The following is a 17,998-nucleotide window of genomic DNA, read 5'->3' on the forward strand; positions in this document are numbered from 1 at the left end:
CCGGCTATTCGAAGACCCGGGCCATCTCCCGGTCCAGTTCCAGCACCTGCTCGGGGTTGTAGTCGGCCTTCGCGCCCGGGGTGTAGTGCACCCGGTGCAGGGTCCCGGTGTAGCGGAAGGCGCCGTGGCGCCGGGACAGCTCCCAGTCCACGGGGCCCCCGCGATCCAGCCCCACGCTGATCCCGGCGAACGGCGCCATCCCGGTCAGCTGCAGCAGGTTCTCCAGCCGCGCCGTTTCCACCCCGTCCACGAGCAGCCGCACATCCCACTTGATCCCGGGCCGCGCGATGAAGTCGAGGGTGACCAGGTGGCTGCCGGGCTCCAGCGGTGCGCCGGTGCGCAGCATCTTCCCGTACTGGTTGTAGGCCAGGGTCAGGTTCCCGTCCTCGGTGTACAGCACGTAGCCGCCACCCTGGTCGCCGTGGGCGACGAGCACGCCGGCAGCCCCCGGCCCGTGGTCGATGGCCACGTCGACGGTGAAGGAACGCAGCCGGATCAGCTTGGCGGAGCGGAAGCGCTCCAGCGTGGGGGCGCCGGGGTACAGGGTCGCCGGTGCCTCGAGCAGCAGCTCGGTGGCGGGGCGGTTGCGGTTGAAGGAGCCGTCGTCGTTCAGCGGGAACACCTGGTTGTGCCAGGCGGCGGCCCGCCAGCGTTCGGCCAGCTCGCGCACCTTCTGCGGGTGGGCGGCTGCCACGTCGACGGTCTCGGTCGGGTCGGCTGCCAGGTCGTAGAGCTCCCAGGTGCCCTGCTCCCAGCCGGGCCCGTTGGGTTCGGGGGCCACGGCCTTCCAGTTGCCGTCGAGGAGGGCGCGCCGGCCGTTGAGCTCGGTGTACTGCTCGGTGTGCGCCGAGTCCAGGGTCGGCTCGCGCAGCCACCTATCGAAGGGGATCCCGTCGGTTTCCTGGGCCGGGACCCCGTGGCGCTGCTCCAGCGGGGAGACACCGGCGAGGTTCAGCAGGGTCGCGCCGACGTCGGTGGCGTAGGCGTACTGGTGGCGGATCCCGTCATCGCCCGCGGCCTTCGGCAACCCCGCCGGCCAGGACAGCAGCATCGGCACGCGAGTGCCGCCGCCGTAGGTGTGCATCTTGTAGAGCCTAAACGGGGTGTTGGAGGCGTAGGCCCATCCGCGCGGGTAGTGCACGTAGGCCCGCGGCCCGCCGATCAGTTCCGGGTCGCGGGCCACGTCGGCGTCCCAGTCCTCGGGCAGGCCGAAGCGCGGGGCGCCGAAGCGGCTGAAGTAGCTGCGCGTGCCGGTGTCCCCGCCCTCGGCGGTGGCCCCGTTGTCGGAGGTGAACACGATGATGGTGTTCTCGTATTCGCCGGTGGCCTTCAGGTGGTCGGTGATCCGCTTGAGGTTCTGGTCCACGTTGTCCACGGCAGCGGCGTAGGCCTCCATGTAGCGGGCGAAGAGTTGGCGCTGTTCCGCCTCCAGCTCGTCCCAGGGCACCACCTCGGCGCCCGGCTCGGTGTTGCGCGGCGCGCAGGCGGTGCCCTCGGGGAAGAGCCCGGCGGCGATCTGGCGGGCGAAGCGCGCCGAGCGGATATGGTCCCACCCGGATTCGTAGCGTCCGCGGTATTTTTCCAGGTCCGCGGCCTTGGCCTGCAGCGGGCCGTGCACGGCCTGGTGGGCGAAGTAGAGGAAAAAGGGCTTGGCCGGGTCGTTGGCGCGCAGCTCGCCGATCATGCCCAGCGCCTTGTCCGTCAGGTCGTCGGTGAGGTAGTAGTCCGCGGGGTATTCGTCGATGACCACCTGGCTGTTGTCCGAGATGATCCGGTGCGGGTGGAAGAGCGAGGTGAACCCGTCCATGCAGCCGTAGTAGCGCTCGAAGCCGCGGGCCAGTGGCCAGCTGTCCTTCGCCGCCCCGTCGTGCATCTTCGATTCCACGGTCAGGTGCCACTTGCCGACCATGAAGGTCGCGTATCCGCCGGCCCGGAAGTTCTCCGCCAGCGTCGGGGCATCGGCGGGAAGTTCCATGGCGGTGTTGGGGAACCCGGGATCCATGTGCGGGACGTAGGCGAAGCCGGCGCGGTGCGGGTTCATCCCCGTGAGCAGCGCCGCCCGGGCCGGGGCGCACATCGGCGGGGTCTGGTAGTTGCCCAGCCGGTAACCGTCCTCGGCAATCTCGGCCAGCGTGGGGGTGTCGATCTCGCCGCCGAAGGGCGAGATGTCGCTGTATCCCATGTCGTCCATGAGCATCACGATCACGTTCGGCGCCCCCCGCGGTGCGTGCACCGGCGGCTTCCAGGCCGGGACCGAGTCGCTGGCCTTTTCGGAGACCGCCCCGGTGAAGGAGCCGTACCCGCGCACGGGGAAGGGGCCGGAATTTATCTGGGCGGACATCGTGGGACTTCTCTTTCGCTGGATTTCGTGGGACAATGTGCCGGCACCCCGGCCACCGCGGTGCTGCGGTGGCCGGGGTGGCCGGTCGGCTGTTAGGAGAGGCTGGTCTTCGAGCTTTCGCGGGTCAGCAGCACCGCGACCAGGCCGATGGCCATCACGACCATCCAGAACCCGGCGACCAGGCCGAATCCTCCGCCGGCGGCGATGACAAGCCCGGAGGCGATCATCGGGGTGAACCCGGCGCCGACCACCGAGGCGCCCTGGTAGGCCAGCGAGGCACCGGTGTAGCGGACGTGGGTGGGGAACTGTTCGGCCACGAAGGCGCCGATCGGGCCGTAAAGCAGGCCCTGGACCAGGCCGTTGCCCACAGCGATCGCGACAGCGAAGCCCCACATGGTGCCGTTGTTCAGCAGCGCCATCAGCGGGTAGGCCAGCACGATGCCGATGATGCCGGCGAAGACCAGCATGCGGCGCCGGCCCACGCGGTCGCTCATCCGGGCCGCCCAGAAGGTGACGACGAGGGTCAGCACCGCGCCGGCGGCCTTCCAGTTCAGCACGCCGGAGCGCTCAACTCCGTTGGACACCGCGATCGAGACGCCCCAGACGGTCAGCAGGCCCTGGCAGCAGTAGAAGCTGACGGTGGCCAGCAGGGCCAGCACCACGGCGCGCGGGTGGTTGCGCAGCACGTCCAGCAGCGGCATCTTGCGCTTTTCGCTGGCCTCGGCGAGCTTGTTGAACATCGGCGTTTCGGCGACCTTGAGCCGGATGACCATGCCGACGGCGATCAATGCAGCGCTGAGCAGGAACGGGATGCGCCAGCCCCAGGTCAGGAACTGGTCCCCGGTGGCGGCGGACACGGCGGAGACCACCAGGGTCGCCATGATCGCACCGGCCGGGCCGCCGGCGTTGGCGAAGGACGTGGCAAATCCGCGCTTGGACTGCGGGGCGTGCTCCAGGGCCATGAGCGCGGCCCCTCCCCATTCGCCGCCGACAGCGATGCCCTGCACCACGCGCAGCACCACCAGCGCCGTCGGGGCGAGGATGCCGATCTGCGCCGTGGTGGGCAGCAGGCCGATCATCGTGGTGGCCACACCCATCATCAACATCGAGAGCACCAGCATCTTCTTGCGGCCGATGCGGTCGCCGAAGTGGCCGAAGACGATGCCGCCCAGCGGCCGGGCCACGTAGCCCGCGGCCAGCGTGGCGAAGGAGGCGAACAGCCCGAACGAGGGGCTGAGGTCCGAGAAGAACACCTTGCCGAAGACGATCGAGGCGGCCGTGGCGTACAGGATGAAGTCGTAGTACTCGATGGCGCTGCCGACGAAGCTGGAGGCCAGGATGCGGCGCATGTCCTTGGTGTTCAGCGAATCGTGGGGAGCATGGCGTGGCGGCGTCTTTGCCGTCCCGATGGTCTTGTTGCTCATGGGGATTTCCCTCGGTTAGGTCGGATGGTGATTGGCTTGCCTCCAGTGTGCTCCACGCCACATGATATAGATAATCAATTGATTCAATGAGATTCATCAGGAGAACTTATGGGCGAGCTCACGCTGCGCCAGCTGCAGTATTTCGTGGCGGTCGTGGACCACGGGTCGGTCACCGCGGCTGCCGAAGCCTGCCATGTTTCCCAGGCGGCGGCCTCCATGGCGATTGCACAGCTGGAAAAATCGCTGGGGGTGGACCTGCTGATCCGCAGTCAGTCACGCCGGCTCTCGCCCACCGCGGCCGGGACCGAGTTCGCCGCCCATGCGCGTGCGGTGCTTGAGCGCCTGGCGGAGGCCGAGGCAGTGGTGTCCGAGAGCGTGGGGCAGATGCGCGGGGCCCTGCGCGTCGGCTGCAGCCCGACGCTCTCTCCCCGGCTCATTCCGCCGCTGGTGCAGTTTTTCACCCTTCACCATCCGCAAATTGACCTGCGCATCAGCGAAGGGGCGCCGGTCCAGACCCAGGACGATGTCCGCCATGGGCGGCTGGACCTGGCCTTCGGCTATGCATGGCAGGCCGACACCGATCTGCGCCGCGAGCACATCGCAGACGTCCGCCTCCAGGTGATGTTGGCCGCCGGGCACTCCCTGGCCGGACGCAAGTCGGTGCACTTGGCCGAGATCGTGCACGAACCGGCCGTGATCCTCAATGTGCCGCCCACCGCCGAGCGGCTCATTGCGCTGGTCCAGTCGCTTGGACTCGAGCTGGACATCAAGTTGACCAGCACCAACATGGAAACCATTCGCTCGTTGGTGGGACGGGGTCTGGGGTTCTCGTTCGTCAACAGCGCACCGGCCACGGGGACCACGTTCGACGGGCTGGAGGTCGTCTACGTCCCGGTGGCCGATGCGATGCCGCAGAACTCCATCGTGGCGATGCTTCCTGCCGGGCATGCTGTGCCGCGCAGGGTTTCGGCGGCGCTCGAGGTGCTGCGCGACGACGTCCGGTCCCATCCCTGAACGCAGGTCGCCGGCACGACCCGGACACAGCGGCGACTGCCACCTCCGCGTTGGTTGGCCATGGCAGATCGTCGGAATCCTTGGATTGGAGATGTTCTTACGGAGATTGGCCCGGGATTTCTGCGGCTTTCCGTGGGGATGGGCGTGGTGGTTCATGAGATCTATGGCGCGTTGTTGACGTGTCCGATGCCCGTGGTAATCGCGGACGAATAACCAAGTCGATGCAACAACAATGCCTGGGGTACTCCGAGCGGAACGGAATATCCCAGGCATTGCCTAGCTAGCTTGAATGGAGTGAGGCTTACCCTTGCAGGCTTGCGTTTCTTTCGCGGCGCGAGGACTCGTTGGCAGGCGCCTGGATTGCCGCACCCATGTCCGCATCCAGGTTCTGGATATCGGATCCGGAGCGGTCCTTGGCGTACAGCAGGGCGACCAGCGACATGGTCGAGAACGACATCCAGAGCAGGGCTACCAGCCAAAGGTCCCCGCCGCCGGCGATGACCAGGGCGGTGGCGATCATGGGGGTGAATCCTGCGCCAAGTGTGGAGGCCATCTGGTAGCCGATGGAGGTTCCCGAGTAGCGCACCGCAGTCGGGAAGAGCTCGCCGGCGAAGGCGCCGTAGGGCCCGGAGGTGAAGCCTTGGACAAGGCTCAGACCCAGCACGATGGCCAGCATGAAGGCAACCGTGTTGCCCATGTCGAGCAGCGCCATGACAGGAAAGGCCAGGACAATGGCTCCTGCGTTGCCCCAAATGAGGATCCTTCGCCGGCCGAGCTTGTCGCTGAGCTTCGAGGCAACGATGATGGCCAAGACGGTGAAAAGGCCGCCAAAGGCTTTGATGTTCAGTACCTCGGTCTGTGCCAGGATGGCTTGCTGCACGGCGAAGGAGATCGCCCAGGCACCCATCAGGCCCTGCGCCATCTGGCCGGAAAGCCCGGACACCATGGCAATGAGCAGCGGCTTGCGGTGATGGCGGAAAAGCTCGGCAATGGGAATGCGCTTCTTGGCCTCCTGCGAAGACTTGGAAACCTCGGTGAAGACGCGGGATTCGGAGACCTTCATGCGGATGAAGATGGCCAGCATCATGAGCACGGCGGAGAACACGAACGGTACGCGCCAGCCCCAGGCCAGGAACTGTGCCTTGGGCAGGGTCGACATCGCCGAAAGGATCAGGGTGCCCAGGATGGTTCCGGCCGGCGCCCCCATGTAGGCGAAGGCGGAGGCGAATCCGCGCGAGCCCTTCTTGGAGTTCTCAAAGGCAAGCAGCATGGCCCCGCCCCATTCCCCGCCCACGGCCAGGCCCTGGAAGACACGCAGGGAGACCAACAAGATGGGCGCCCAGATCCCGATCTGTGCGGTGGTGGGCAACAAGCCGATCAGCGTGGACGCGATGCCCATGGCCAATACGGTGGTGATCAAGATGGCCTTGCGCCCGATCTTGTCTCCCAGGTTGCCGAAGAGGAACGCGCCGAGGGGTCGGGCGATGTAACCGACCGCCAGGGTGCCGAAGGAAACGAAGAGCGCAACGTTCGGGTCCAGGTCTGCAAAGAACACTTGGTTGAACACGATGCCTGCGGCCGTCGCGTAGAGGATGAAGTCGTAGTACTCGACTGCTGTGCCGAGGAAGCTGGAAAACAGGATCCTGCGCATCTCCTTCGGGTTGGCGTGATAGACCTTTCCTTCCGGTGCTGGGCTTGCCGGATCGGCAGTGCTGCTGTGGCTCATGGCGTGGTCCTTTCAGGGCTCGGAATTGGGAGTTAGCGAGTGGTCGCGCTGGAGGAAGACAATCGCGCGGCGGCGCGGGCGGCGGGGCCGAATGGAATGACTTCCAAGTCGTCCGGGATCGAGAGGGTCCCGGCAAAAGTCGAGCGGGCCTCTTGCCAGGCTTCCGGTGGTGAATAGCTCGGTACCAGGTGATGGAGTGCCAGGTGGGTGGCACCGGCATCGCTGGCGATTCGGCCGGCTTCCGCCGCGGTGGTGTGTGCGCGGCGGTGGTGGTCCATGGTTGCCTGCAGCATCTGTGCGTCGGAGTATTGTGCGGCAAGGACTTCCAGATTGATGGCCTCGTGCAGCAAGAGGTCGGTGCCCCGGGCAAGGCGAACCATGTTGCTGCAGGGTGCGGTATCCCCGGATATGGTCACTGATCCGCCAACGGTCTCGAAGCGGAAGGCGTAGGCCGGGGCGGTGGGATGGTGGGAGACCAGAATGGCCGTGACGGTCACATGTTCGTCCCGGAAGACTTCGATGGGTTCCATCTCGGGGGCGACGTCGGTGTCGGGGTCAAACCCGATTCCCCCGGGCAACCGGATCTCTCGCGGATCGAACTGCGCCGCAGGGGAAACCGCGAGGGAGTCGAAGATCCGGTCGTTGCAGTCGGTCGCGTAGGCCGAAAGGATGCCAGACACCAGTCCCTCGATGCCGGGTGTTGGGCGATGCGGGGCAATCGGCGTTGGGGTGGCCGTGGCCCGCGGGGAGAGCGGCGGCAGCTTGCCGCGGTCGCCCGGTCCGACGATGGGAATCGGCCCGCGGGGGCTGTTTTTGAGTTCGAACGCCCCGAAGAGGAGCAAGGAGGGCAGATCGACGGTGTGGTCGGAGTGCATGTGGGTGATGAAGATAGCGCCCAGGTTCGACATCGATAGGCCGGCTGCATTCGCCTGGCGGCCGGCACCCTGACCACAGTCGACCAGGTACCAGGTTTCGCCGACCACCACCGCAGTGGCAATACCGAACCGCGGCGTACCCTCGTGGTCCTTCCACCAGCGGGGCCCGCCCGCGGTGCCGAGGGTGACTACATAGGGAATCATCGGAGACGGGCTGGCATCGGTCATGGTGGAGCTTCTCGCTTTCCGGCGGGTGGATGAACAAGTCGGAGACGGGGCTCCTGGCAAGAAGGCTTGCGTGCCGACTTATTGCTTGACTCCATCTTGGTGTCGTCCATCACATTTGCCTAGCTAGAATAGTTGCACGCGGTCATAAGGAGAGCTAATGAGCGAAATCACGCTGCGGCAACTCGAGTACTTCGCGGCGATCGCGGAAACCCAGTCGGTCACCAATGCGGCCCGTCATTGCCATGTCAGCCAAGGGGCGGTGAGTCTGGCGCTGGGACAGTTGGAGCATGCCCTGGGAGTCACTCTTGCGATGCGGCAGCGGGGCCGCGGCATTGCGCTGACGCCAGAGGGGCAGGAGGTTGCCACGCGGGCTCGATTCATTGCCGACCAGGTCGAACGGCTGCGCGACGCCGTCTCCAAGGCGCACACCGGACTGTCGGGGCGGCTGAGCATCGGGGTTTTCACGACGTTGGCGGTCCACGTGGTCCCGCATCTCATCGATTGGTTCTGTGCTCGCCACCCCGAGGTGCAACTGGTGTTCGTCGAGGGCAGCGGCCCCGAAATCCAGGAGGCATTGTTTGCCGGGCGCACGCAGCTGTCAATCGGCTACGAGACCCAGTTCGGCCAAGACTGCACGATGGAAGTGCTCCAGGAATTCCACCGGAAGGTCGCTGTGAGCCCTTCGCATCCGCTGGCACAATACGAAGAGATTGGTTTTGCCCAGCTTGCCCAATTCCCGGCGGCCTTCCTGAACCTGGAACCGGCACTGCAGCATACGCTGGCGGAATTCCAGCGTCATGGCGTCACCGCGAACGTCGGCTGGCTTCTGGCCAACGTGCCCTCCATCCATTCGATTGTGGGCCGGGGATTGGCCTACTCGCTGCTGATGCAACCGACCGAGAACAGCATGGAGGATCGCCCGCTGGTGTTCCGTTCCCTCTCGGATGAAACCCAGGCCAACTCGCTGGTGGCAGCGGTGCCCACGGGCGTCAGTCGCAGTGCCATGGTGACGGAAGCGCTGGCCGCCCTGCATGCCCAATGGAAATGAGGCCGGTCGGGCAGGATGCCATCCGGACGGGAATCTCCCGGTGCTGCCCGGGTATCTGCCGTGGATTGGAATTTGCGGAGCGGCGCTCCGCAAGCTTCTCCACGGGAAGAAATTGGGGTGGCGGATCCTGAAGGTCTACGGCTTTGGACCATGGACGGACATCGGCCATCCGGTATTACTGAAAATGTAGGGGACGAGTCCGCGGCGCCGCTGGAGGTCAACCAATCCTGATGGCCCGAACACCCAGCGCATGGTTCCTGCCCGCCGCCTTGCCGGTCCGGTCCAGGATCGAGGTGATGAGTTCTAGGGGTGGCGGGTGATCCGGCAGCGCGGCAAGGTAGGCTTCATGTGCGCCGAGCGAGGCGACCGCGAGGTCCACCGAGTGCTTGCTGACGGGTATGGCGTGGGTGTTTCGGGACTCGGTGACCAACAGCCAGGAGACTGACCACGCTTCGTCCACCGCTTCGCCTCCGGTGGTGCGAAAGAGCCATGGGTTGTCAGCGTCCCGGATTGCGTCCACGACCGCAAGCCCTGCAGCCCTGTGGTCCGCGTGGTTGAGTCCCCATGGGGTCTCCAGGTCCCACGTCATGGTCATGACCGCATCGGGTTTGAAGCGGCGGATGTGCATGGCAATTCGTTGCCTCAGGGCAAGCCCCGGTTCCAGCAGCCCATCGGGAAAATCCAGGATGGCCAAGTCGGTAACCCCAACGATTTCGCAAGCTCGCCTTTGTTCTTCGGCGCGAAGGGGACCTGCGGCGGCCGGTGGCAGGTTCCGTATGCCTGATTCGCCCGATGTCAGCAAGAGATAGCCCACCTCGACTCCCTTGGAAGTCCACTCGGCCACGACGGCCGAAGCGCCGTATTCCATGTCGTCGGGGTGCGCCACCACGCATAGCACGCGTTGCATGGCTGAATCGTCCAAAATCGGAAGCGGTTTTGTTGGACCGAAATCTTTTGCAACCGCGGAATCGTTGCCCATTTATTCAGTGTAGGGCTTCATGCATTGCCTCTGGCGCGGTGGTTTCGGGCTGATCCACCTCTGTTTCCCCGGGCCAGGGACGCTTTCCCGGCAGCCCCCAATTTCTCACGAGCCTTGAACCATGCCGCTGTAGCGGCCATGGCTACTTCAGCTGCAGGGATCAGGTGTCGGTCGCGGGAACCAGTGCGCGTCCGATGCCGCGCACCGCGGTCTGAAGGGCCATCACCGCAGCGGGCAAAAGATCCGAGCCGCGCGGAAGCACCACCGCCAGGACCGCCAGCGCATGGCCGCGGCCATCGAGGATCGGTGCGGCGGCGCCGGTGGATTCCGGGTCGATGAGCCCGTCGAAGGTCGCGTACCCGCTGCGCCGGATCTCGGCCAGCTCGTGGCGCAGCTTCGGGTGGCGGGCCAGCATGGCCTCGCCGTGGCGTGCGAGGTACCCCTCCAGCACGCTGGCGGGGGAGTAGGCCAGCAGGGCCATGCCCATGGAGGTCAGGTGGACCGGCATGCGGCCAGCCACGTTGGCCTGGTTGACCACCGATCCGGGGCGCGAGAGCCGCTCGATGACCAGCACGTCGTCCTCGTGCAGCACCGCCAGCTGGGTGTTCTGGCCCACCAGCTGGTTGATGTCCTCCATGAAGGGCAGGGCCGCCTGGCGCAGGCTCAGCGTCGAGGCGCTGCGGTTGGCCAGTTCCCACAGCCGCAGCCCGAGGCGCACTTGGCCGTCGGTGTCGCGGGCCAACAGGCCGTGGGCAACCAGGTTCTCCAGCAGCCGGTAGGTGGTCGCCCGGGGCACATCGGCGCGGCGGGCGAGCGCGTTGACCGTCAACGTGGGATTTTGCGCGTCAAAGGCATCGAGGATCCGCACGAGGCGGTCCAGCATCGAGTCGCCGCTGCGCGAATTGGCCATGAAACCACTGTAGAACAGTTGGAATCCGGTATTGGCCGCGAGGGACAGCGGACCCGCGGCAGCGCCGCGTGGAGATTAAAGTAACCGCGGCCAATCTTCCGGATTTCGGCGGACGAAGCCTACGATGAGCACAGCAGGCAACCAGGTGCAATAGGTTCATCCGACCCCGCTTTTTGCTGTTTGACAAGCGGTTCCCCGTCCCGTGGACCCACATGTGGCAACACCTGGTCCACAGACCAAAGGAGAAGCACGTGGCCGAGCCAGAAGACGCCGGGAAGAAGCTGAACGAACGTCCCGAATCCATGCCCGAGCGCAGCCGCTTCGGCGTCAGTGAACGGCGCAAGGACCCCGTCGCCGAGGAATTCCGTGCCCCGATCACCAGCACCGAACTGAGCAAGGGGCCCGGCGAACTCGTCGAGCATGCTGGCCCCACGGTCAACTGGCGCGTCTTCCTGATCTCCGCGGCCATCATCCTCGCCTTTTCCATCTGGGCCATCATCGTGCCGGACAACGCTGCGGCCTCGATGCGGGCGGCTGTCTCCTGGATCTCGATCAATCTCGGCTGGTTCTACGTCGTGACGGTCACCCTGGTCGTCCTTTTTGTCCTCTGGGTTGCCTTCTCCAAGGAGGGCAGCGTCAGGCTGGGACCCGACCACTCGCGACCGCAGTACAACCTCTTCACCTGGGTTGCGATGCTCTTTGCCGCCGGCGTGGGCATCGACATGCTCTTCTACTCGGTGACCGGACCCATCACCCAATTCATCGCCCCGCCCTCCGTCGACGCCGAGTCGGCCGCCGCAGCCCAGGACGCGGTCGTGTGGACGATGTTCCACTACGGCATCGCCGGCTGGTCCATGTATGCGCTGCTGGGCATGGCCATGGGCTACTTCGCCTACCGCTGGGGCATGCCGCTGTCCATCCGAGCGGCTCTCTACCCGCTGCTGGGCAAGCGCGTGCGGGGGGTGACGGGCGATGTCATCGACATCTTCGCCCTGGTCGGCACCGTGTTCGGTGTGGCCACCTCGATGGGCATCGGCGTGGTGCTGCTCAACGTCGGGTTCTCCTGGCTCTTTGGCCTGCCCGAGGGCCTGGCCCTGCAGATCGCCCTGGTGCTGGTGGCGGTCATCATGACCATTGCCGCCTGCACTTCCGGGGTCGACAAGGGAATCCGGCTGGTCTCCGAGCTGAACCTCTGGTCGGCTGCGGCCATGATGCTCTACATCCTGATCACCGGCAAGACCTCCTTCCTGCTCACCGCCCTGGTGGAGAACATCGGGCGCTTCATCTTCACGCTGCCCGAACGCACCCTGCAGACCTTCGCCTACGAGGACGGCGGGGCCGAATGGATGGGCAGCTGGACCCTCTTCTTCTGGGCGTTCTGGCTGGCCTGGGGCCCATTCGTCGGCCTCTTCCTGGCCCGAATCTCCCGTGGCCGCACGCTGCGCGAATTTGTCATCGCCGCGATCACCGCCCCGGTGCTCTGCGACTTCTTCATCGTCTCGATCTTCGGCAACAGCGCCATGAGCGAGGTGCTCGGCGGCAACACGGAGTTCGCGAAGCTGGCCATCGAGAGCCCGGAACACGGCTGGTACGCGTTGCTGGAGATGTTCCCCGGCGCCCCGTTCCTCATCGGCTTGGCCACGCTCTCGGGCCTGCTCTTCTACCTGACCAGCGCCAACTCCGGCGCGATGATCATGTCCAACTTCTCCTCATCCATCCCCGACCCCTCGCAGGACGGGGCCAAGTGGCTGCGCATCTTCTGGGCGCTGGTCACTGCGGTGCTGACCGTGGCGATGTTGATAGCAGGCGGTGTGACGACCATGGAGCACGCGACGCTGATCTTCGCGCTGCCGGTCACGATCATTGCCTACCTGGTCATGGCCTCCTTCTCCAAGGTCCTGCGGATGGAACACGCCGAGCGCGAGGGCCACGTCATGCGCCGCCGCTCGGTCGCCGCGCACGGCGGGGCCGCCCCGGAGAAGACCTGGCGCCAGCGGATGGCGCAGCTGCGCGCCTACCCGTCCAACAAGGCCGTCGCGCAATTCGTGGAGCGGACCATCCACCCGGCCCTGGAAGAGGTGGCGGGCGAGTTCAACAAGCTGGGCTACCAGGCGGAGCTGACCTCCACGCCGAACGCCAAGACGCACATCGACGAGCACACGCTGCTGGTCCACATGCACGACCACCGCAACTTCCACTACCAGGTGGCGGCGGTGGAGGCGCCGGTGCCCGCGTTCGGCGCGCGCACCGTGTCACGCGAGGTCGATGTGTACTTCCGCCTCGAGGTCTTCACCCAGACGGGAACCGAGGGGTACGACCTGATGGGCCTGAGCAAGCAGCAGGTCATCAACGACGTGCTTGACCGCTACGAGGCGCACCTGTCGTTCCTGAAATACTCCTCCGAGCACGACTACGCCTCGATGCTCACGCCCCCGCGCCCGGCCACGGGCATGATCCCGCAGGTGGACGGGGACCCAGACCATGAGGACGGCAAGAACAGTCAGTAAAACGTCCTCGGGAGCCTCTCTCGTGGAAGTCGCGAATCGACGGCGCACGGGAATACTTCCCAAACCCCTTGATGGGAGCCGGGCCTCCTGATAAAGTTCATTTGGTGAACAAGCGTTCGCGATGCGAACAAATCGACCAGGAAGCCAGGACCCCACATCATGAAGCAGGCGTACCTCTACGACGCGATCCGCACCCCCTTCGGCAAGATCGGCGGAAGCCTTTCCTCGCATCGCCCCGACGACCTGGCCGCGCACGTGGTCCGCGAGCTCGTCGCCCGCGCGCCGCAGCTGGATCCGGCTTCCATTGACGAATCGATCTTCGGCAACGCCAACGGCGCCGGCGAGGAAAACCGCAACGTGGCCCGCATGGCCACCCTGCTGGCCGGCCTGCCCACCTCGCTGCCCGGCACCACCATGAACCGCCTCTGTGGCTCCTCGCTGGACGCCGCCATCGCAGCCTCCCGCCAGGTCAACACCGACGACGCGGACCTGGTCCTGGTCGGCGGCGTCGAGTCCATGAGCCGCGCCCCGTGGGTCCTGCCCAAGACCGAGCGTCCCTTCCCGATGGCCAACCTGGAGCTGGCCAACACCACCCTGGGATGGCGCCTGGTCAACCCGGCCATGCCCAAGGAATGGACGGTGTCCCTGGGCGAGGCCACCGAACAGCTGCGCGAAAAGTACGAGGTCACCCGCGAAGACCAGGACGAATTCGCAGCGCTCTCACACACGCTGGCAGCCGAGGCCTGGGCCAACGGCAAGTACGACAACCTTGTGGTCTCCGTGCCCCCGGCCAACAAGCGCGGCACCGAGGTGACCATGGATGAGACCATCCGCCCCGGTTCCACCGCCGAGACCCTGGCCGGGCTGCGCCCGGTCTTCCGCGACGCCGCCACCGGCACCGTCACCGCGGGCAACGCCTCGCCGATGTCCGACGGCGCCTCCGCAGCCTTCATCGGCTCCGAGCGCGGCGGCGAGCTGCTGGGAGCTGCCCCGCTGGCCCGCATTGCCGGCCGCGCCTCCTCGGCCCTTGACCCGCAGTACTTCGGCTTCGCCCCGGTTGAGGCCGCCAACAAGGCGCTGGCCAAGGCAGGGATCTCCTGGTCCGACGTCGCAGCAGTGGAACTCAACGAGGCCTTCGCCGCCCAGTCGCTGGCCTGCGTCCGCGCCTGGGACATCGACGCCGGAATCGTGAACGCCTGGGGCGGTGCGCTGTCCATCGGCCACCCGCTGGGAGCCTCCGGCCTGCGCATCCTGGGCACCCTGGCACGCCGGCTGCAGGAGAACAACCAGCGCTGGGGCGTTGCAGCCATCTGCATCGGCGTCGGCCAGGGCCTTGCCGTCGTGCTGGAAAACCCGAACGCCGCCTAGGCACCCTCGGGGGAGTTGAACCCCCCCCATCCCCTGACCGAACAGATTTAGGAGAGAACAACTTATGGCACCACGTATTGCCACCTCGGCGGCCGAAGCCGTCGCCGATATCAAGGACGGAGCCACAGTGCTCATCGGAGGCTTCGGCAACGCCGGCCAGCCGATGGAACTGATCGACGCACTCATGGAGTGCGGCGCCAAGGAACTGACCGTCGTGAACAACAACGCCGGGCAGGCCGACGCCGGCCTGGCCCTGCTCATCAAGGAACGCCGCGTCAAGAAGGTCATCTGCTCCTTCCCGCGCCAGTCCGACTCCTGGCACTTCGACGAGGCCTACCGCGCCGGCGAGCTCGAACTCGAGCTGGTCCCGCAGGGCAACCTGGCCGAACGCATCCGCGCCGCCGGCGCCGGCATCGGCGGCTTCTTCACCCCCACCGGCTATGGCACCATGCTTGCCGAGGGCAAGGAAACCCGCATGATCGATGGCAAGGGCTACGTGCTCGAGACCCCGATCAGTGCCGACTTTGCCCTCATCAAGGCACTGCGCGCCGATGAGCTGGGCAACCTGGTCTACCGCAAGACCGCCCGCAACTTCGGGCCCATCATGGCCACCGCCGCGAAGCAGGCCATCGTGCAGGTTTCCGAGATCGTCCCCGCCGGGCAGATCGACCCGGAAACCGTGATCACCCCCGGCATCTTCGTCGATACCCTCGTCACCATCGGAGGCACCAAGTAATGAGCCAGTACAACTCCACCGAGGCCGCGCTGACCCGCGACGAAATGGCCAAGCTGGTCGCCGCCGACATCCCGGCCGGCGCGTTCGTGAACCTGGGCATCGGCCAACCGACCAACGTGTCCAACTTCCTCACCACCGAGCAGGGCGTCACCCTGCACACCGAGAACGGCATGCTGGGCATGGGCCCGGTCGCCACCGGCGAGGACGTCGACGAGGACCTGATCAACGCCGGCAAGATCCCGGTGACCGAGCTGGCCGGGGCCAGCTACTTCCACCACGCCGACTCCTTCGCGATGATGCGCGGCGGGCACCTGGACGTCTGCGTCCTTGGGGCCTTCCAGGTCTCGGCCGAGGGCGACCTGGCGAACTGGCACACCGGCGCCCCGGGCGCGATCCCGGCAGTCGGCGGGGCCATGGACCTGGCCATCGGCGCCAAGCAGACCTGGGTCATGATGGGCCTGTTCACCAAGACCGGTGAGTCCAAGCTGGTCGAGGCACTTTCCTACCCGGTCACCGGGCTGGGTTGCGTTTCGCGCATCTACACCGAGTCCGCGATCTTCGTCATCGACGAATCCGGGGTCACCGTTCGTTCGACGCACGGCATCACCTTCGAGGAACTCGACGCCAAGATCCCGGTGGACCTGATCAAGGCATAGCCCTGCAAGTCTGAAAGAATGGGGGCCGCCGAAAGAACGCCCCCATTCTTTTTGCCTTCCCCCGTCCATGCATTTTGGGCGGCAACCACCGATGAACACACAGGAGCCATTCGCCATGAGCCAGGATGCAGGAACCGCCGCAGCTGGCGGCTCCACCTCGGTCCAGTCCCTGGCCCGAGGCCTGGATGTCATCTGCGCCTTCGACGCCGAGCACCCCTCGATGACCCTGAGCGAGGTCGCCAAGCGCACCAACCTCTCCCGTGCCACGGCCCGCCGCTTCCTGCTGACCCTGCAAGAGCTTGGCTACATGCGCGGGGACGGGAAGTTCTTCGAACTCACCTCCAAGGTCCTGCAGTTGGGATACTCCTACCTCTCCAGCGCCACGCTGCCGCAGCTGATGGAACCGGTGCTCGAGGAACTCTCCTCGCAGGTCCACGAGTCGGCCTCCGCCTCGGTGCTCGAGGGCAGCGAGATCCTCTATATCGCCCGGGTGCACACCCGCTCGATCATGCGCGTGGGCATCAGCGTCGGGACGCGTTTCCCCGCGGCCAACACTTCAATGGGCCGGGTGCTGCTGGCCTACCAAGCGCCCGGGGTACTGGAGCAACTGCTGGCCGCGGGGGTGAGCGCGCCGACCGGACACGGGATCGGCAGCGTTGCGGAACTGCGCGAGGAACTCGAGCGCGTGCGCACCCAGGGCTACGCGATCGTCGACCAGGAACTCGAGGTGGGCCTGCGTTCGGTCGCGGTCCCGGTGTTTGCGGCCGACGGGGCCGTGGTCGCCGCGATGAACGTGTCCATGGGCGTGGGGCCGCAATCGCCTGTCAGTGCGCAGGACGCCGCGGCGCGCGTGCTGCCCGCGTTGCAGCGGGCCACGCACCAGGTCCAGGACGCGCTGGCCGCCAGCCGCTAGGCGGAATCGGCGGATGGAGCGACCCCGGTGGCCCGCGCCGGCACGGCAAGGGTGCGACGCGCGGCAAACTTCGCCGGTGCCGGACCGCTGCCGTCGGCCAGGTCCGCCAGGATCCTCCCGATGACCGGCGTGAACTTGAATCCGTGGCCGGAAAACCCGGCACCGATCACCAGTGGCCCGATGCGGTCCAGGACAAAATCCTCGTCCGGCGTGGTGGTGTAGGTGCAGCTGACCTCCGTGAAGGAATCGGCATCGACGCCCGGGAGCCACTGCCGGGCGTAGTCCTGCAAGGCACGCAGCTGGAGCGGCTCGGCGGCGAAACTTCGCCGGTCGGGATGGGTCAACGCCCCGGTTCCGTGCCAGCCCGCCTTGATCCCCTCGCCGGGTGTCAGCATGCCGTAAACCGGGGAGTAGGCATTTTCAAAGCCGGGGGAACCCGGAACCAAGGTATGGTTGAAGCCGGGCCACACATCCTCCTGCCGTCGCCGGGCAAAGTGCACCGGCTGTTCCTGCGTGACGCGCAGGGCCGGCAGGCGCACCGATCCGGGGAGCAGCTCGCCGGTCCAGGCGCCCGCGGTGACAACGACGCTGCGGGCCTCCACGGTTTCACTGCCTTCCGCGGTTTCCAAGGCCAGGTGGACCTCCCTGTCCCCGGCGATTTTCATCCCGGTGACCCGCACCCCGTGGCGGATGAGGGCGCCGTGCCGCTGCGCCACCTGCTGGAAGGACGGCAGGGCCAGGTCGGGGTTGAGCTGCCCGCCGTCGGGCATGTGCAGCGCGGGGCCCGTGAAGCGAAGGCCGCTCCAGCGCTCACCTGCCTCCGCGGCCGACAGTTCCTCCGCCGCGATGCCGGCAGCCGTCAGGGACGCCAGCACCCGTGCCTGTTCCCGCGGGGCGCCGTGGTTGACGATTCCCGCGCGCGTCACCTGGGTCTGGCCGCTTTGCTCGCCGAGCAGGTCCCAGAGTCCGAGTGCCTCGGCGAGCATGGACACGTAGACCGGATCCGCATAGCCAAGGTTGAGGTTCCGGGTACTGCCGTGGGATGCGCCCAGGGTGTGCCCGGGAGCGAACTGCTCCAGCAGCGTGACCTCGCGGCCGCGTGTGGCCAGCGCCCAGGCGGTGGCCGAGCCCATGGCCCCGCCGCCAACCACTACGGTATCCAAGCGGGTAACCATGTCGCGTGTTCCTTCCGTCGAACCACCAACCAGTCTATGCATCAGCCCACCTGTCCGCCGCCGAGGCGCATGCCCGTGCATTGCCGCACGGCACATGT

The 17,998-nt window shown here is 66.5% G+C and carries 14 protein-coding genes; 7 read left to right on the forward strand and 7 right to left on the reverse strand.

Going from position 1 to position 17,998, the window contains the following annotated elements; translation table 11 throughout:
- Positions 1-4 precede the first annotated feature (4 nt).
- Together Q2T94_RS09555 and Q2T94_RS09560 are read right to left on the reverse strand one after the other, a co-directional pair.
- Positions 5-2,341, reverse strand: a complete 2,337-nt coding sequence (locus tag Q2T94_RS09555) for an arylsulfatase (protein WP_302263886.1) — start codon at positions 2,339-2,341, stop codon at positions 5-7.
- 92 nt (positions 2,342-2,433) lie between these two features.
- Entirely contained in the window at positions 2,434-3,765 is a 1,332-nt protein-coding gene (locus Q2T94_RS09560; protein WP_302263888.1) for an MFS transporter, read from the reverse strand.
- A gap of 108 nt (positions 3,766-3,873) precedes the next feature.
- Between Q2T94_RS09560 and Q2T94_RS09565 the strand changes: the two genes are divergently transcribed.
- Positions 3,874-4,779 (forward strand): LysR family transcriptional regulator, encoded by a 906-nt coding sequence (locus Q2T94_RS09565; protein ID WP_302263890.1) that lies wholly within the window; start codon positions 3,874-3,876, stop codon positions 4,777-4,779.
- Between the two features lie 301 nt (positions 4,780-5,080).
- Here Q2T94_RS09565 and Q2T94_RS09570 read toward each other — a convergent pair whose 3' ends face one another.
- Together Q2T94_RS09570 and Q2T94_RS09575 are read right to left on the reverse strand one after the other, a co-directional pair.
- The gene (locus Q2T94_RS09570; RefSeq protein ID WP_302263892.1) at positions 5,081-6,505 is read right to left on the reverse strand and encodes an MFS transporter; all 1,425 of its coding nucleotides are present in this window, start codon (positions 6,503-6,505) and stop codon (positions 5,081-5,083) included.
- A 32-nt stretch (positions 6,506-6,537) separates the two neighbouring features.
- Entirely contained in the window at positions 6,538-7,608 is a 1,071-nt protein-coding gene (locus Q2T94_RS09575) for an MBL fold metallo-hydrolase (protein WP_302263893.1), read from the reverse strand.
- 157 nt (positions 7,609-7,765) lie between these two features.
- Between Q2T94_RS09575 and Q2T94_RS09580 the strand changes: the two genes are divergently transcribed.
- On the forward strand, positions 7,766-8,656 hold the full coding sequence (locus Q2T94_RS09580) for a LysR family transcriptional regulator (protein ID WP_302263895.1): 891 nt from the start codon (positions 7,766-7,768) through the stop codon (positions 8,654-8,656).
- Between the two features lie 217 nt (positions 8,657-8,873).
- Here the strand turns inward: Q2T94_RS09580 and Q2T94_RS09585 are convergent, their stop codons facing one another.
- Both Q2T94_RS09585 and Q2T94_RS09590 read right to left on the reverse strand, forming a co-directional pair.
- Entirely contained in the window at positions 8,874-9,563 is a 690-nt protein-coding gene (locus Q2T94_RS09585; RefSeq protein ID WP_302263897.1) for a PIG-L deacetylase family protein, read from the reverse strand.
- Positions 9,564-9,795: 232 nt separating this feature from the next.
- Positions 9,796-10,545: an IclR family transcriptional regulator gene (locus Q2T94_RS09590; RefSeq protein ID WP_302263899.1), complete on the reverse strand. Its 750-nt coding sequence runs from the start codon at positions 10,543-10,545 to the stop codon at positions 9,796-9,798.
- A gap of 302 nt (positions 10,546-10,847) precedes the next feature.
- On the opposite strand from Q2T94_RS09590, the gene betT reads away from it, so the two are divergent.
- From betT to Q2T94_RS09615, 5 genes are all read left to right on the forward strand, one after another.
- A complete protein-coding gene (betT, locus tag Q2T94_RS09595) occupies positions 10,848-13,052 on the forward strand; it encodes a choline BCCT transporter BetT (protein WP_302266396.1) in 2,205 nt (734 codons plus the stop codon).
- Between the two features lie 159 nt (positions 13,053-13,211).
- Positions 13,212-14,420, forward strand: coding sequence for a thiolase family protein (locus Q2T94_RS09600; protein WP_302263901.1), 1,209 nt, complete (start codon positions 13,212-13,214; stop codon positions 14,418-14,420).
- A gap of 64 nt (positions 14,421-14,484) precedes the next feature.
- A complete protein-coding gene (locus Q2T94_RS09605; protein WP_264268688.1) occupies positions 14,485-15,156 on the forward strand; it encodes a 3-oxoacid CoA-transferase subunit A in 672 nt (223 codons plus the stop codon).
- Positions 15,156-15,812, forward strand: a complete 657-nt coding sequence (locus Q2T94_RS09610; RefSeq protein ID WP_302263904.1) for a 3-oxoacid CoA-transferase subunit B — start codon at positions 15,156-15,158, stop codon at positions 15,810-15,812. Before Q2T94_RS09605 ends, Q2T94_RS09610 begins: the two co-directional genes overlap by 1 nt.
- A 115-nt stretch (positions 15,813-15,927) precedes the next feature.
- On the forward strand, positions 15,928-16,725 hold the full coding sequence (locus Q2T94_RS09615) for an IclR family transcriptional regulator domain-containing protein (RefSeq protein ID WP_302263906.1): 798 nt from the start codon (positions 15,928-15,930) through the stop codon (positions 16,723-16,725).
- On the opposite strand, the gene Q2T94_RS09620 is transcribed toward Q2T94_RS09615, so the two are convergent.
- Positions 16,722-17,900 (reverse strand): FAD-dependent oxidoreductase, encoded by a 1,179-nt coding sequence (locus tag Q2T94_RS09620; protein ID WP_302263908.1) that lies wholly within the window; start codon positions 17,898-17,900, stop codon positions 16,722-16,724. The two genes, Q2T94_RS09615 and Q2T94_RS09620, sit on opposite strands and share 4 nt — an antisense overlap.
- Positions 17,901-17,998: the final 98 nt, after the last annotated feature.

The sequence above is a fragment of the Paeniglutamicibacter sulfureus genome (assembly GCF_030512175.1).
In the GTDB taxonomy this organism is placed as follows: Bacteria; Actinomycetota; Actinomycetes; order Actinomycetales; family Micrococcaceae; genus Paeniglutamicibacter; species Paeniglutamicibacter sulfureus.